Origin of the sequence: Dyella sedimenti, from assembly GCF_022760995.1 — a bacterium.
Lineage (GTDB): Bacteria > Pseudomonadota > Gammaproteobacteria > Xanthomonadales > Rhodanobacteraceae > Dyella > Dyella sedimenti.
In genome coordinates, this window is sequence record NZ_JAKWJO010000001.1 from 489,174 (window position 1) to 503,501 (window position 14,328).

Genomic DNA, 14,328 nt, shown 5'->3' on the forward strand with positions numbered 1-14,328 from the left:
GCTATCATGGCGCGGCCATGAACCTGCTCGCCATCGAAACCGCCACCGAAGCCTGTTCCGTCGCCCTGGTCCACGGCGATGAAGTGATCGCGCGCAGCGAGGTCGCGCCGCGCCGCCACGCCGAGCTGGTGCTGCCGATGGCGGATGCCCTGCTGGCCGAGGCCGGATTGGGACGGCACGCGCTCGACGCCATCGCGGTGGGGCGCGGTCCCGGCGCCTTCACCGGCGTGCGCCTGGGCATCTCGCTGGCGCAGGGCATGGCCTTGGCGTTGGACCTGCCGGTGATTACCGTCTCGTCGCTGGCCGCGCTGGCGCTGGAAGCGCCGGAGGACGAGGCCGCCATCCTGGCCGTGATCGATGCTCGCATGGGCGAGATCTACGCGGCGAGCTACCGCCGCGACGACAACGGCGGGCTGGTTGCCCTGGACGAGGAGCGCGTGTGCACGCCCGGGGCGCTGCCGCTGCCATCGGCGGCGGCGTGGCACGTGGTCGGCACGGGCTGGACCACCTATGCCGACGTGCTGCGCGGCCGGCTCACCGGCGAACTGCTTGGCGCCGAGGGCGAGCGCTACCCGCAGGCGCGGCACGTGGCGGAACTGGCCGCGCGGGAGTTCCGGGCCGGCCGTGTGCTGGCGCCGGAGCAGGCCCTGCCGGTCTACCTGCGCGACAAGGTCGCGCTGACGCTGGCGGAGCAGGGCAAGGCCTGAAAATCCCGGCATGGTCACAGAGCGCCTTCACGTCTCCTTGGCGAGCGTGGGTATGCACTCCTGGCTTGTCCAGCGGAGGCGAGTCCCATGTCCGAGCACGTCTACAAGTCCGTGGAGCTGACCGGCTCGTCGAAGGTCGGCAGCGACGATGCGATCAAGTGCGCGATCGAACGCGCCTCCAAGACCATCCGCGATATCCGCTGGTTCCACGTGACCGAGATCCGCGGCCACGTGGACGAGGGCAAGGTGGCCTACTGGCAGGTGACGCTGAAGATCGGCTTCACCCTGGAAGGCTGAGCGCGGATCAGCCGGCCTTCGGCTTGGCCGCCGCCTTGCGCCGGCTCGGTTTCGGCCGGCCGGCGGACTGGATGCTGTGCGCCTTGAGGATGGCCGGCAGCAATCCGGGGAAGCGCTGTTCGATTTCGCCGCAACGGGTGGTGTTGAGCATCTCCACGCCGTGGCGCTCGCTGCGGACCAGGCCGGCTTCGCGCAGCGCGCGGAAATGCTGGGACAGCGTGGACTTGGGGATGCTGCGGTCCTCCACCTGCAGGAAGGCCGAGCAGGTGTTGGCGCGTTCGGCGCAGGCCAGCTGGGCGTAGATGGCGGCGCGCACGGGATCGGACAGGGCATGCAGGATGCCCTCCACGGTGATGTCTTCGATCGAGGGGTGGGTCAACGGCCTCATATGCTCATTTTAGCAACACTTGAAATCGGGTTCTTTAGTTCGTATGTTTCGAACTATGGGAGTTAGCGACTCCCAGGATCGTACCCCATTCCCCTTTTCAAGGATTCGACATGAGCAAGCTCAAAGGCAAAGTGGCCGTCGTCACCGGCGCCTCCAAGGGCATCGGCGCCGCCATCGCCAAGGCGCTGGCCGCCGAAGGCGCTTCGGTGGTGGTGAACTACGCGTCCAGCAAGGCCGGCGCCGATGCGGTGGTCGCCGAGATCGCCAAGGCCGGCGGCAAGGCCGTCGCGGCGGGTGGCGACGTGTCCAAGGCGGCCGACGCCAAGGGCATCGTCGATGCCGCCATCGCGCAGTTCGGCCGCCTGGACATCCTGGTGAACAACTCCGGCGTGTACGAATTCGGCGCGCTCGACAACATCACCGAGGAACACTTCCACAAGCAGTTCAACGTCAACGTGCTGGGCCTGCTGCTGGTGACCCAGGCCGCCGCCCGCCACATGGGCGAGGGTGCCAGCATCATCAACATCGGCTCGTTGGTCTCGCGCATCGTGCCGCCGGAAAGCGCCGTCTACACCGCCACCAAGAGCGCGGTGGACGCCATCACCGGCGTGCTCTCGCGCGAGCTGGGCGCGCGCAAGATCCGCGTCAACTCGGTGAACCCGGGCATGGTGGAAACCGAGGGCACGCACACCGCCGGCTTCATCGGCTCGGACTTCCAGGCCTGGGCCGAATCGCAGACGCCGCTGGGCCGCATCGGCCAGCCCAACGACATCGCCTCGGTGGTCGCCTTCCTCGCCTCGGACGATGCTTACTGGCTCACTGGCGAACTGATCCACGCCGGCGGCGGCGCGCGCTGATTCCATGGCTCGAAGCCATCGCATCCGGTGTGGGCCGGCTGCGATGGCTGCCGCGCTCACCGCGAGCATGTGGCAGTCCGGTGCCTAGGCGCCTTCCACGATCTCGACGTCCGGAATCCAGCGACTCTGGCGGCGCGCCAGCCGCGCTGGCGCATCCTCGTCGCTGAAGCTGGCCGGCACGGGTTGCAGCAGGGTCGGATCGACGCCCTCGAAGGTATGCACGTTGACCACGCCATACAGGCGGCCATCGACCAGGCAGGTCACCAGGGGCACCACGCCGCAGCGGGTGCAGACGTGGAACCGCGATGTCCGCGTGCCGAAGGCATAGCGGGAAACCCGCGAGGCATCCTCGATCGTCACGCGCAGGCTGCCGCCGGGGTGCGATGTCCATGCGCCGCCATGCTTGACGCAGAACGAACAATCGCACGCGCGCGCGGGAATGGCTTCGGCATCGGACGGCCAGGCCAGCGTGTAGGCGATGTTGCCGCAATGGCATGTCCCTTGGATCAGCATGGCCGGGCTCCGGTCGTTGCGATGGAAAAAGGCCCCGCCTCCGGAAGAGGCGGGGCCTGCAGTCTGCCCATCCGGTGGATGGCGGGCAATGCTCAGAGCTGGCCGATCACGAGCTGCACCAACAGGCTGCTGACCGAGACGGCGGCCCATACGCCCAGGCCCAGCAGGATCGGGCGATGGCCGGTCGAGGCCATCTTGCGCAGGTTGGCGGACAGGCCGATGGCGGTCAGCGCCACGATGATCAGGAACTCCGCGGCGGCATGCAGCGCCGGCAGCATCGCGGTGGGCACCAGGCCGGCCGTGCGCACCGCCGAGGCGACCAGGAACCACAGGATGAACCAAGGGAAGATGCGGCGCAGGCTGAAATCCCCCGTGCCGTGCTTCTTGTGCTTCCAGGCGGTGATGACGGCCAGCGCTAGGCAGACCGGGATGATAAGGGTGGCGCGGGTGAGCTTGACGATGGTGGCGTAGTCGCCGGCCTGCTTGCTGAAGCTGTAGCCCGCGGCCACGACCGACGAGGTGTCGTTGATCGCCGTGCCCGCCCACAGGCCGAAGCCCAGGTCCGACAGGTGCAGCAGGTGCCCGAGCAGCGGGAACAGCAGCACCGCCACCAGGTTGAACAGGAAGATGGTGGAGATGGCGAAGGCGGTGTCGTGCTCGTCCGGCTTGAGGATCGGCGTCACCGCGGCGATGGCCGAGCCGCCGCAGATGGCGGTGCCCACGCCGATCAGGATCTTCAGTTGGTCGTGCACCTTGAGCCAGCGGCCCAGCAGCCAGGCGGCGAGGAAGGCCACCGTGATGGTCACCAGGGTCACCGACAGCGACTCCAGGCCGGTCCTGGCCACCTGGTCGAGGCTCAGTCCAAAGCCCAGCGCGATGATCGACCATTGCAGCACCTGCTTGCCGGCGAACTGGATGCCCGGCGTGTAGGTGCCGCCAGGCGACACCGTATTGCGCACCAGGATGCCCAGCACGATGCCGAACACCGGTCCGCCGACCAGCGGCGCCAGCTTGCCCAGGGCCAGCGCGGCCAGGGCGATGGCGACCGCCAGCGCCAGGCCGGGCAGGCGCTGGGACAGGGTGGGGGCGGTAGGGGCGGGGACGGTGACGGCGTTCATGCGGTTCTCCTGCGTTGGCGGCATTGTCCGCGTCGCCATGCATCAGGAAAACTTTGAATTTCTGATAGATGTCATAAGATAGGCTGATGATCAACATCAGCCCCCGCCAACTGGAAGTGTTCGTGCAGATCGCCAGGCTGGGCAGCGTGCGTGCCGCCGCCGAGGCGCTGTACCTGACCCAGCCGGCGGCCAGCATGGCGCTGGCCGAGATGGAGCGGCAGCTCGATGGCCCGGTCTTTGCCCGCGAACGCGGCCGCTTGCGGCTCAACGCGCGCGGCCGCGAACTGCTGCCGCTGGCGCAGGAACTGCTGGAGCGCTATGCCGAGTTTGGCCGCGTCGGCAGTGGCGGCGCGCAGGCGCTGGGCGGCGAACTGCGCGTGGGCGCCAGCAACACGGTGGGCAACTATCGCGTCGGTGAACTGCTGGGCGATTTCGTGCGCGCGCATCCGCACGTGTCGGTGCGGCTGCGCGTGGCCAACACGGCGGAGATTGCCGCGGCCATGCTCGACCATGCCCTGGAGCTGGGGTGCGTGGAAGGGCCGGTGGCGCATCCCTCGCTTGAAGTGCGGCCCTGGCGCGACGATGCGCTGGTGGTGTGCGCGTCGCCCGACCATCCGCTGGCACGCAAGCGCTCGCTGCGGCCGGAGGATTTCGCCGGTGCGCGCTGGGTGCTGCGCGAGCCGGGCTCGGCCACCCGCAGCCTCAGCGAGCGCGCGCTGTCGGTGCTGCCGCCGGGGGAAACGGTGCTGGAGCTGGACCAGGCCGAGGCGATCAAGCAGGCCGTGATCGCCGGGCTGGGCATCGCCTGCCTGCCGCAGGTGGCGGTGGTCGACGCCGTGGCCAACGGCCGCCTGAAGGTGCTGCGCACGCCGTTCCTCGACCTGCAGCGCAAGCTATCGCTGCTGCTGCACCGGCAACGCTACCGCGGCGCACTGATCGACGCCTTCCTGGCCAGCGCCGCCGGGCGTTGAGCAGGCGCTTTCCGATCGCGATGTCAAACAGGTTCTAAAACCAAATACCGAGGCCCTGGATCCTGGCCCTTGCCCCCTCTTGTGGGGTGCGGGGGGATGACGAGCACGGGGCCGAGGCGAAGGGCGGTCGCGCACAGGGGACCCGATGGCAAGCAGGTCAGCCGACGATCTGCGCGAGCAGCGCCTCGGCTTCCTCGTGGGTGCGCGCGCGCAGCAGGCGTGGCGCATGGGCGCGCAGCACAGTGCGGTCGAGCGTGGCGAGGCGGTCGCGCACGTGCAGCAACTGGCTGGGATGCATGCTGAATTCGTTGAGCCCCAACGCCAGCAGCAGCGCGGTGAAGTGCACGTCGCCGCCGATCTCGCCGCACAGGCTCACCGGCTTCTTCGCGCGGCGCCCTTCGGCGATCACGTAGGAAAGCAGCCGCAGCAGCGCCGGCTGCAGCGGGTTGTAGATGTTGTCCAGCGCATCGTTGCCGCGGTCGGCGGCCAGCACGTACTGGGCCAGGTCGTTGGTGCCGATGGCGAGGAAGTCGGCGTGCTCCAGCAGGGCGCGCACATTGATGGCGGCGGCCGGCACCTCGACCATCGCGCCCAGCGAGAGCTTCTCGGGCAGGTCCACGTTCTCGCGCTTGAGTTCCTGGCGTGCCAGCTTGAACAGCGTGCGCACGGCGATCAGTTCGTCCGGCTGGGTCACCATCGGCACCAGCACGCGCACGGGGCCGTAGCAGGCGGCGCGCAGGATGGCGCGGATCTGCGTGGTGAACACCGCTGGATAGCGCAGCGACAGGCGCACGCCGCGCACGCCCAGCGCGGGGTTGTCCTCGCCGCGCAGCACCAGGCCGGCGGCGTCGGCCTTGTCCGCGCCCAGGTCCAGCGTGCGGATGGTCACCGGCAGGCCGCCCATGCCCAGCACCAGGTCTCGGTAGGCGTTGAACTGCTCGTCCTCGGTGGGCAGGCCCTTCTGGCGCAGGAACAGGAATTCGGTACGGTACAGGCCCACGCCGTCGGCACCGCGCGCGCGGGCCATGGCGATGTCCGGCGGCATCTCCGCGTTGGCCAGCAGGCGGATGTCCGCGCCGTCCTTCGTGCGCGTGGGCGCATGGGCCAGGGTGGCCAGGCGGCGGCCTTCTTGCGCGGCCTCGCGCTGCCAGGCGCGATAGTGCGCCAGGTCCTGCGCGGTGGGGTGCACCACCGCCTCGCCACGCTCGGCGTCGAGCAGGATCAGGTCGTCGTCGTGGATGGTGGACAACGCGTCGCGCACGCCCACCAGCATCGGCAGGTCCAGGCTGCGCGCCAGGATCGCGCTGTGCGAATACGGGCTGCCCGAACTGGCCACCACGCCCAGCAGGCCGGCGCCGGCGAGGTGGGCCATGTCGGCCGGGGCGATGGTGTCGGCGATCAGGATCTCGCCCACGCGAGCGGCCAGCTTGCGTTCCTCGCGGCTGGTCTGGCGCTGCAGGGCGGAGATCACGCGGCCGATCACCTGGTCGACGTCCTCCTTGCGCGAACGCAGGTAGGGATCGTCCATGGCCTCGAACACGGCGGCGAGGCGGTCGCGCTGCTTCTTCAGCGCCGCGCCGGGCCGGTAGTGGCCGATGCGCACCAGGTCGTCCAGGCCGCGCAGCAGTTCCGGGTCGTCCAGCAGCAGGCTGTGGGCGTCGATGAACTCGTTGACCTCGCGCGCCAGCGCGCCATGCAGCCTGCCGCGCAGCTCGCGCAGTTCCTGCCGGGCGGTGTCCAGCGCGTGGTGCAGCCGGGCCAGTTCGCTCTCGACCTCGTCCTCGCCGAGCGGGCGGGTGTCGACCAGGTAGCGGCTGGGCTGCACCAGGCGGGCGCGCCCCAGGGCCATGCCCTTGGCCGCCGTGGCGCCTGCCAGTATCTGTCTCATGCATACCCTCCGTGGCGGGATGGCCGGTCAGGCCGGGATGGACGCCGGCTTCCGGCCAGCGCGAACCGAGGGCATCCCGGGAAAAGATCGCATGGCGCAGCCCACCGGGCCGTGAACACGGCCGCAGGGTGGCGCGCTCGGGCGATGGCTTTCCCCACTCAGGCTCCTTCGTCGAACTTGCGGTCGAACAGCTCGACCACGGCGTTCAGGGCCGACTCCTCGTCGGGACCGTCGGCGCGCACGGTCAGCGGAGTGCCGATGCCCGCCGCCAGCATCATGACGCCCATGATGCTCTGCGCGTTGACCTCGCGCCCCTTGCTGATCAGCCACACCGTGGACTTGAACCCCTGCACCAGTTGCACCAGCTTGGCCGACGCGCGGGCGTGCAGGCCCAGTTTGTTGGAAACGACAATGTCTTTTTCAAGCATGATCGATGAAGATTCCCCCGCGGCCGCCAGTGGCCGCTATTTCCGCCAGCTCGTCCAATGGTTTCTCGGCGTAGTTGAGCACGCGCAGCAGCATCGGCAGGTTGAGTCCCGAGACGCAGCGCAGGCGCACGCCCAGCGCGCCCAGCGACAGCCCGATGTTGCAGGGCGTGGCGCCGTACAGGTCGGCCAGCACCAGCACGCCGTCGCCCTCGTCCAGTTCGCGCGCATGCCTGGCGGTGAGCGTGCGCATCACGTCGGGATCCGCCTGCGCGGGAATCTCGACCGCCTCCACCAGCAGCGGCAGCCTGGGCAGCACGTGCTGGGCGGCCGAGATCAGCGCCTTGCCGACCGCCTCGTGCGTCATCAACAGCACGCCGACGCTCATGGCGGCGTGCCGGTCCGTGGTAGCTGGAACATGGGCAGCATGGCTATCACTCGAGTTCGCGATGGAAGGTAAGCACGCCATTGCGAAGCGCGCGGTAATGGGACGCCAGCTTCTCCACCAGGTAGACCGAGCGGTGGCGGCCGCCGGTGCAGCCGATGGCGATGGTGACATAGCTGCGATCGTCCGCCTCGAAGCGGGGCAGCCAGGTGTCCAGCCAGCGCGCCGTGTCCGCGTAGTACTCGGCCACCAGCGGCTGGCTGTCCAGGTAGTCGCGCACCGGCGCGTCCTTGCCCGACAACGGGCGCAGGGTGGGGTCCCAGTGCGGGTTGGGCAGGCAGCGGGCGTCGAACACGAAGTCGGCATCCAGCGGCAGGCCGCGGCGGAAGGCGAACGACTGGAACATCAGCGTCAGCCCCTCGGTGGCCCCGGCGTAGCCGGTGGCGATCAGGCGGCGCAGCTGGTGCACGTTCAGTTCGCTGGAATCGATCACCTTGTCGGCGATGGCCGAGAGCGGGCGCAATACGCGGCGTTCCTCGGCAATGGCGTCGGCCAGCGACAGGCCCTGCCAGGACAGCGGATGGCGGCGGCGAGTTTCCGAGTAGCGCTTGATCAGCACCTCGTCGCGGCAATCGAGAAAGATCAGGTGCGCCTGCACGCCGGCGGCCGCCAGCTCGGACAGCATGGCCGGCATGCGCCGCAGGTCCTCGCTGGGATTGCGCACGTCCACGCCGACCGCCACGTGGCGATGCCGGCCGCCCTCGTGGCGGCTCACCGCGGTCACCAGCTGCGGCAGCAGCGCGGTGGGCAGGTTGTCGACGCAGTAGAACTCCAGGTCTTCCAGCGCGCGCAGCGCCACGGTCTTGCCGCCGCCGGACATGCCGCTGAGCACGATCAGGTGGATCGCGTCGGGCGGGCGCAGGGCCGGGCTGGAGGTCGTCTCGCTCATGGGGTCACCAGGGAGGCAGCCGGCGCATCTGGTGCGCCTGGCGGTCGATGAAGGTCTGGGCCGGGTCGATGCCCTTGCTCTTGAGCACATGGTTGCGCACCGCCGCCTCCACCAGCACGGCGAGGTTGCGGCCCGGCGCCACCGGGATGGTGATCATCGGCACCTGCACCTCGAAGATCTCGCGGTGGCCGATGTCGCCGGTGAGGCGGGTCAGCCCGTCGGTGTCCTCGCCCTCGCGCAGTGGCTTCAGGTGCACCACCAGGCGCAGGTACTTGGATGGCTTGACCGCGGTGTGGCCGAACATCTCGCGCACGTTCAGCACGCCCAGGCCGCGCACTTCCAGCAGGTCCTGCAGCAGCTCCGGGCAGGTGCCATCGATCACGTCGGGGGCGATCAGGGTGAACTCGGTGGCGTCGTCGGCCACCAGCCGGTGGCCTCGGCTGATCAGCTCCAGCGCCAGCTCGCTCTTGCCCGAGCCCGATTCGCCGGTTATCAGCACGCCGATCGAGAACACTTCCAGGAACACGCCGTGCAGGGTGATCTTGGGCGCCAGCGTGCGTGCCAGGTAGTACTGCATCCAGGTGAGCAGTTCGTGGCCGCGCTTGGAGCTGATCCACAGCGGGGTGTTGGTTTCCTCCGCCACCTCGCGCAGGTCGGTGGGAATGGGCTGGTCCTTGGTCACGATCATCGCCACCGGCTGGTAGGCGGCGATCTTGTTGATGGCCTCCCAGCGCTGGCGCGAATCCAGCCCGTCGAGGAAGTTGAGCTCCTCGGTGCCGATGATCTGGATCTTGTTGGGATAGATGACGTTGAGGTAGCCGATCAGCGACGGGCGGCGCGTGGTGGTGGCGGCGTGTTCGAGCACGCGCGATTCGCCGCGCATGCCGGAAACCCAGCGCAGCGCCATGCGCTCGTGGACGCCATCGTAGAGTTGTCGGGCGGTGAGCCGGTCCAAGCCTTGTCCTTTGCGCCGCGAGGGGGAGCCCAATCGGTTCCGGGCGGCTGCATGGACATTGTGCCAGTTCGCACCGGCGGACGCCTTGGATGGCGGAAAACGGGGGAGGGCAGGGCCCGCCCGGGACGGGCGGGCCGGGGCGGGATCAGCCGTACTTGCGTTCCTCGCGGGCGGCGCGCTGGTGCTTGTCGCAGATCTTCTCGCGGTGCTTGCGCAACTGGGTCACCAGCTTGTCGAACAAGACGTCGATGGAGACGTACATGTCGTTCTCCAGGGCCTCTGCGTGCAGGGTGGAGCCCGACACGGTCAACGTGCCTTCGGCGCGCTGCTGCAGCTTGTTCACGGAGAGCACGACACTGAGGCCGAGGATCCGGTCATCGAGGCGGTTGAGGCGGTCGAGCCGACTGTTCACGTGGTCTCTTAGCGCCGGGGTGACTTCGATCTGCTGACCGCTGAGCTGAACTTGCATGTTGCGCCTCCTCTGGTACTCGCCGCCGACGCGGCTGGGGTCGGTGCGCAGGCCGCGGCGGACGCGGCGGGGCACCTTTGAAAGCCCTGGGAATGTCGAGTGGAACGTGTCCGGCCTCCTCACCAAGTCGTGATGGTCACTATGCACCCATATCGGGGGCATCCGCGTTATGCAAACCTTTACAACGTGCCATGACGGCGGCCGTCACCCGGGATCGTCCCGTCCATGATGATGAGGACGATTTTTCCGCCGCCAAGTTCCCGGGGCCGTTTGCCGCAGCGGTAGGTGCCTTCCCGATGCCGGCGGGTTGCCGCCGTGCGCCTAGCCGGCGCGCTGGCGCTCGCTGGAGCTGGGAATGCGCATGGCCTCGCGGTACTTGGCGACGGTGCGTCGGGCAACCTGGATGCCCTTGCGATGCAGTTCCTCCGCGATGGCCTGGTCGGACAGCGGCTTGCGCGGGTCCTCGGCATCGACCAGCTTGCGCAGCATGGCCTGGATGGCGGTGGCCGACGCGCTGCCACCGTCCTCGGTGGACACGCCGCTGGAAAAGAAATGCTTGAGTTCGAAGGTGCCGCGCGGCGTGTGGATGTACTTGCGCGTGGTCACGCGGGAAATGGTGGATTCGTGCATGCCCACTTCCTCGGCCACCTCGCGCAGCACCAGCGGGTGCATGGCCTCGGGACCGTAGTCGAGGAAGGCGCTCTGCCGGCGCACGATGGCCTCGGCCACCTTGAGCAGGGTCTCGGCGCGCGATTCCAGGCTCTTGATCAGCCAGCGAGCCTCTTGCAACTGGCCGCGCATCCAGCTCGCGTCGGTGCCGCGCGCCTGGGCGATCAGTCCGCAGTAATGCTGGTTCAGGCCAAGCCGCGGCTGGCAATCCGGGTTGAGGCTGACGCGCCAGCGGCCGCCTTCCTTGCGGGCATAGACGTCCGGCGCCACGTATTCTACCGGGGTGACGTCCAGCGCCGCGCCGGGGCGCGGATCGAGGCTGCGGATCAACACCGCGGCGGCGGCGGTCTCGTCCTCGCTCGCGCGCAGCTTGCGCGCCAGGCGCGCGATGTCGTTGCGGGCCAGCAGTTCCAGCTCGCTGTCGACGATGCGCAAGGCCAGCTCGCGTTGCGGCGTGTCGGGATCGAACTGCTCCAACTGCACGCGCAGGCAGTCGCGCAGGTCCAGGCTGGCCACGCCGGTGGGGTCGAAGCGCTGCAGCATGCGCCGCACGTGCTCCACCTCGGCGGCGCTGGCCTTGAGGTCGCCGGGCAGGGCCGTGAGCAGCGATTCCATGCTTTCGGTGAGATAGCCGTCCGGGTTGAGCGCGTCGATCAGCACCGCCGCGATGGCGCGGTCGCGCACGCTCATGTGGCTCAGGTTGAGCTGCCACAGCAGGTGTTCCTGCAGGGTTTCCGGGGCGGCGCTCTGCGGTTCGAAGTTGTCGTCGTCGTGGCTGGCGCCGTTGCGCGAGGACGCGCCGCCGCCGGAGAAATCGATCGGGTCCTCGCCGGCGCCATCGCCATCGCTCCACTCGGGCGCCTCGGCGTCATCGACGGTGTCGCTGGCGCTGGTCCCGGCGCCGTTGGCCGGCACCGGCTCGATGATCTCGCGCTCGTCGCCGTCGGCGTTCTCCGGATTGTCGTCGGTGAACTCCAGCAGGGGATTGCTCTCGGCGATCTGCCGCAACTCGGCCTCCAGCTCCAACTGCGACAGCTGCAGGAGGCGGATGGCCTGCTGCAGCTGCGGGGTCAGCGTGAGCTGCTGGTTGAGTCGAAACTGCAGTCCGGGTTTCATGCCAGCCGGGTAGGATGAACGTCGAGGTCATCCTAACTCCTGGCCCCGGGGTCGGCCATAGGTCAAAGGCGGAACCGCGTAGCAGCTCCGGACGACTGCGGCGGCCGGGGCGCGATGGTTGTCATGGACAGCGACCGGGGCGGCTGTGTTCCGGCTAGAGGCGGAATTCGCGGCCCAGGTAGACCTCGCGCACCTTCTCGTCGGCCAGGATGTGCGCCGGGGTGCCGCGCGACAGCACTTCGCCGTCGTTGAGGATGTAGGCGCGGTCGCAGATGCCCAGCGTCTCGCGCACGTTGTGGTCGGTGATGAGCACGCCGATGCCGCGCTCCTTGAGGTGGCGCACGATGCGCTGGATCTCGCCCACCGAAATGGGGTCCACGCCGGCGAACGGCTCGTCCAGCAACATGTAGCGGGGATGGGCGGCCAGGGCGCGGGCGATCTCCACGCGGCGGCGCTCGCCGCCAGACAGGCTGATGCCCTTCTGGTCGGCGATGTGGGCGATCTTCAGCTCGTCCAGCAGGCTTTCCAGCTCGTTGGCGCGGCGCTTCTCGTCCCAGCCTTCGCGCAGCTCCAGCACGGCCATGATGTTGTCGGCCACGCTGAGGCGGCGGAACACCGAGGCTTCCTGCGGCAGGTAACCGATGCCCAGCTTGGCGCGCTGGTGCATGGGCAGGCCGGTGATGTCCTGCTTGTCCAGCTTGATGACGCCGGCATCGGCCTCGATCAGGCCCACCACCATGTAGAAGCAGGTGGTCTTGCCCGCGCCATTGGGGCCGAGCAGGCCGACCACCTCGCCCTCGCGGATGGAGAAGGCGAAGTCGCGCACGACCTGGCGTGCCTTGAAGCTTTTTTGCAGACCTTCGGCGGAAAGCATCGATCAGTGGCCCTCGGCCGGCTTGGTGGCGGGCTGCGGCGCCGGGGTGGTGGCGGGCTTGGCCGGCGCGGGCGCCGGGGCGCCCGGCTTCTGCTTGGGCAGGATCACGCCGTGCACCAGGCCGTCGCCGCCGGCCTCGCCGGTAATCAGCGCGGTCTGCGTGTTGTAGGTGAGCTTCTCGCCGTGGAATTCGCCGCGGCCCTGCTGGCGCACCACCGCGTTGCCGGTAAGCACCGCGATGCCGTTGATGTTGTCGTAGTCGAGCTGGGCGGCGTCGCCCTGCATCAGGTTGCCGGCGTCGTCGAGCTGCTCGATGTGCGCCGGCTTGCCGGTGACCACGGCGCGCGACACCTGGGTGTCGGCGTCCAGGTACAGCTTGGCCAGGTCGCCGGTCAGCTTCATGGTGCCCTGGGTGGCCACCACGCTGCCGGTCAGGGTGGTGATGGTGTTGGGCGCGTTGAAGCCGTCCATGGACTTGGACGAGAAGTTCATCGGCTGGTTGCGGTCATCCTGCTTGGCCAGCGCCGGCTGCAGGGCGAGCAGCCCCAGGCACAGCAGGCCGAGGTGCAGCTTGGGACTTCTTGGGGCGCGGCGGGAACGAGCCGGTGACTTCATCGAACAGCTCCAGATGATTGGTGTTGAGGTTGGCACGCATGCCGACCCCGTTAAGTGTACGTGCGCCCTGCTTCATGTGCGCCGGGGCATCCGTCACCATGCGGTTTTCCTTGGGCCAGGCGGTCACCTCGGAGGTATGCATTTCCGCCGCGTCGGTGTCGCCGAAAGCCGCCCGGTGCATGTAGACCGGCCCCTGCAGCTTGAGCAGGGTACCGCTCTTGTCGACCCAGGCGTAGAGCGAATCGCCCAGCCACGGCGGCACGCCCGGCTGGTTGGAGGGCAGCTCGAACTTGGGCGTGTTGATGTACAGCGACTCGTCGTTCTCGCGCCGTTCCAGGTGCGGGGCGACCATCTGGAAGCTGGGCTGGCCATCCACGTCGTAGGACCACAGCCGGAAGTTGGTCAGCGTGTAGCCCGAACGGGGCGGCCCCACGAAGTCGTTGGTCCGGGGGGCGGGCGCCAGCCACCAGTACAGCATCTGGGCCGCGCCGGTGGCCAGGCCGACCAGGACGATGGCCACGGGCAGGCCGCGGTCGCGCAGGTAGGTGCGCAGGCTCACAGCCAGCGCTCCCGCTCGGCGCCGGCCTTGCCCTGGGCGAGCAGGATCATGTCGGCTACCTCGCGCGCCGCACCCTGGCCGCCGTTCAGGCGGGTGCGCCAATGGGCCTGCTCGGCCACCCAGGGATGGGCGTTGGCCACGGCGACGGCCAGTCCGACATCGCGCATGGGCGCCAGGTCGGGCAGGTCGTCGCCGACGAAGGCCGCCTGCTCCGGCGCCAGCGCCAGGGCTTCCAGCAATTGCTGCAGGCAGGCGCGCTTGTCGCCCTGGCCCTGGTAGACGTGGGCGATGTCCAGTTCCTCCGCGCGCAGGGCCACCGGATGGCTGATGCGCGCGGACATGATGGCCACCTGCACGCCATGGGCCATCAGCCGCTTCAGGCCCAGGCCGTCGTGCACGTGGAACACCTTGGTCTCATGGCCGTCCTCGGCGTACCACAGGCGGCCGTCGGTCAGCGTGCCGTCCACGTCGAAGATGGCGAGGCGGACCTTGGCGGCACGGGCAAGGACGTCGGCGGGGAGGTCGGAGAGGTAGCTGGGCACTGGCGGGGACCGTCGGTAGTCAAAGGGGAGG

18 protein-coding genes are annotated in these 14,328 nt (G+C 69.0%); 4 read left to right on the top strand and 14 right to left on the bottom strand.

Annotated elements, in window-relative coordinates; all coding sequences use genetic code 11:
• Positions 1–17: 17 nt before the first annotated feature.
• Both tsaB and MJ605_RS02110 read left to right on the top strand, forming a co-directional pair.
• Positions 18–707: a tRNA (adenosine(37)-N6)-threonylcarbamoyltransferase complex dimerization subunit type 1 TsaB gene (tsaB, locus tag MJ605_RS02105; protein WP_243039201.1), complete on the top strand. Its 690-nt coding sequence runs from the start codon at positions 18–20 to the stop codon at positions 705–707.
• Between the two features lie 87 nt (positions 708–794).
• Positions 795–1,004, top strand: a complete 210-nt coding sequence (locus MJ605_RS02110) for a dodecin (RefSeq protein ID WP_243039202.1) — start codon at positions 795–797, stop codon at positions 1,002–1,004.
• A gap of 7 nt (positions 1,005–1,011) precedes the next feature.
• Here the strand turns inward: MJ605_RS02110 and MJ605_RS02115 are convergent, their stop codons facing one another.
• Positions 1,012–1,392, bottom strand: coding sequence for an ArsR/SmtB family transcription factor (locus MJ605_RS02115; protein WP_243039203.1), 381 nt, complete (start codon positions 1,390–1,392; stop codon positions 1,012–1,014).
• A gap of 110 nt (positions 1,393–1,502) precedes the next feature.
• On the opposite strand from MJ605_RS02115, the gene MJ605_RS02120 reads away from it, so the two are divergent.
• A complete protein-coding gene (locus MJ605_RS02120; RefSeq protein WP_243039204.1) occupies positions 1,503–2,249 on the top strand; it encodes a glucose 1-dehydrogenase in 747 nt (248 codons plus the stop codon).
• Between the two features lie 84 nt (positions 2,250–2,333).
• Here the strand turns inward: MJ605_RS02120 and MJ605_RS02125 are convergent, their stop codons facing one another.
• Positions 2,334–2,762: a GFA family protein gene (locus MJ605_RS02125; protein ID WP_243039205.1), complete on the bottom strand. Its 429-nt coding sequence runs from the start codon at positions 2,760–2,762 to the stop codon at positions 2,334–2,336.
• Positions 2,763–2,854: 92 nt separating this feature from the next.
• On the bottom strand, positions 2,855–3,880 hold the full coding sequence (locus MJ605_RS02130; RefSeq protein WP_243039206.1) for a YeiH family protein: 1,026 nt from the start codon (positions 3,878–3,880) through the stop codon (positions 2,855–2,857).
• Positions 3,881–3,966: 86 nt separating this feature from the next.
• On the opposite strand from MJ605_RS02130, the gene MJ605_RS02135 reads away from it, so the two are divergent.
• Complete coding sequence (locus MJ605_RS02135; RefSeq protein WP_243039207.1) at positions 3,967–4,851, top strand: LysR family transcriptional regulator; 885 nt, start codon at positions 3,967–3,969, stop codon at positions 4,849–4,851.
• Between the two features lie 157 nt (positions 4,852–5,008).
• Here MJ605_RS02135 and ptsP read toward each other — a convergent pair whose 3' ends face one another.
• From ptsP to MJ605_RS02190, 11 genes are all read right to left on the bottom strand, one after another.
• The gene (gene ptsP / locus MJ605_RS02140) at positions 5,009–6,739 is read right to left on the bottom strand and encodes a phosphoenolpyruvate--protein phosphotransferase (RefSeq protein WP_243039208.1); all 1,731 of its coding nucleotides are present in this window, start codon (positions 6,737–6,739) and stop codon (positions 5,009–5,011) included.
• Positions 6,740–6,897: 158 nt separating this feature from the next.
• Positions 6,898–7,167 carry an HPr family phosphocarrier protein gene (locus MJ605_RS02145; protein WP_243039209.1) on the bottom strand — a complete coding sequence of 90 codons (270 nt, stop codon included), beginning with the start codon at positions 7,165–7,167 and terminating at the stop codon, positions 6,898–6,900.
• On the bottom strand, positions 7,160–7,552 hold the full coding sequence (locus MJ605_RS02150) for a PTS sugar transporter subunit IIA (protein ID WP_243039210.1): 393 nt from the start codon (positions 7,550–7,552) through the stop codon (positions 7,160–7,162). Before MJ605_RS02150 ends, MJ605_RS02145 begins: the two co-directional genes overlap by 8 nt.
• 46 nt (positions 7,553–7,598) lie before the next feature.
• The gene (rapZ, locus tag MJ605_RS02155; protein ID WP_243039211.1) at positions 7,599–8,498 is read right to left on the bottom strand and encodes an RNase adapter RapZ; all 900 of its coding nucleotides are present in this window, start codon (positions 8,496–8,498) and stop codon (positions 7,599–7,601) included.
• Positions 8,499–8,502: 4 nt separating this feature from the next.
• Entirely contained in the window at positions 8,503–9,453 is a 951-nt protein-coding gene (gene hprK, locus MJ605_RS02160) for an HPr(Ser) kinase/phosphatase (RefSeq protein ID WP_243039212.1), read from the bottom strand.
• A gap of 145 nt (positions 9,454–9,598) precedes the next feature.
• Positions 9,599–9,922 (bottom strand): ribosome hibernation-promoting factor, HPF/YfiA family, encoded by a 324-nt coding sequence (gene hpf / locus MJ605_RS02165; protein ID WP_243039213.1) that lies wholly within the window; start codon positions 9,920–9,922, stop codon positions 9,599–9,601.
• Positions 9,923–10,243: 321 nt separating this feature from the next.
• Positions 10,244–11,707 (bottom strand): RNA polymerase factor sigma-54, encoded by a 1,464-nt coding sequence (locus tag MJ605_RS02170; protein ID WP_243039214.1) that lies wholly within the window; start codon positions 11,705–11,707, stop codon positions 10,244–10,246.
• 154 nt (positions 11,708–11,861) lie between these two features.
• Positions 11,862–12,581: an LPS export ABC transporter ATP-binding protein gene (gene lptB, locus MJ605_RS02175; RefSeq protein WP_243039215.1), complete on the bottom strand. Its 720-nt coding sequence runs from the start codon at positions 12,579–12,581 to the stop codon at positions 11,862–11,864.
• Positions 12,582–12,584: 3 nt separating this feature from the next.
• Positions 12,585–13,196: a lipopolysaccharide transport periplasmic protein LptA gene (lptA, locus tag MJ605_RS02180; protein WP_243039216.1), complete on the bottom strand. Its 612-nt coding sequence runs from the start codon at positions 13,194–13,196 to the stop codon at positions 12,585–12,587.
• Positions 13,087–13,755 (bottom strand): LPS export ABC transporter periplasmic protein LptC, encoded by a 669-nt coding sequence (gene lptC, locus MJ605_RS02185; protein WP_243039217.1) that lies wholly within the window; start codon positions 13,753–13,755, stop codon positions 13,087–13,089. Before lptC ends, lptA begins: the two co-directional genes overlap by 110 nt.
• Entirely contained in the window at positions 13,752–14,297 is a 546-nt protein-coding gene (locus MJ605_RS02190) for a KdsC family phosphatase (protein WP_243039218.1), read from the bottom strand. The genes lptC and MJ605_RS02190 overlap by 4 nt, the downstream gene beginning before the upstream one ends.
• Positions 14,298–14,328: the final 31 nt, after the last annotated feature.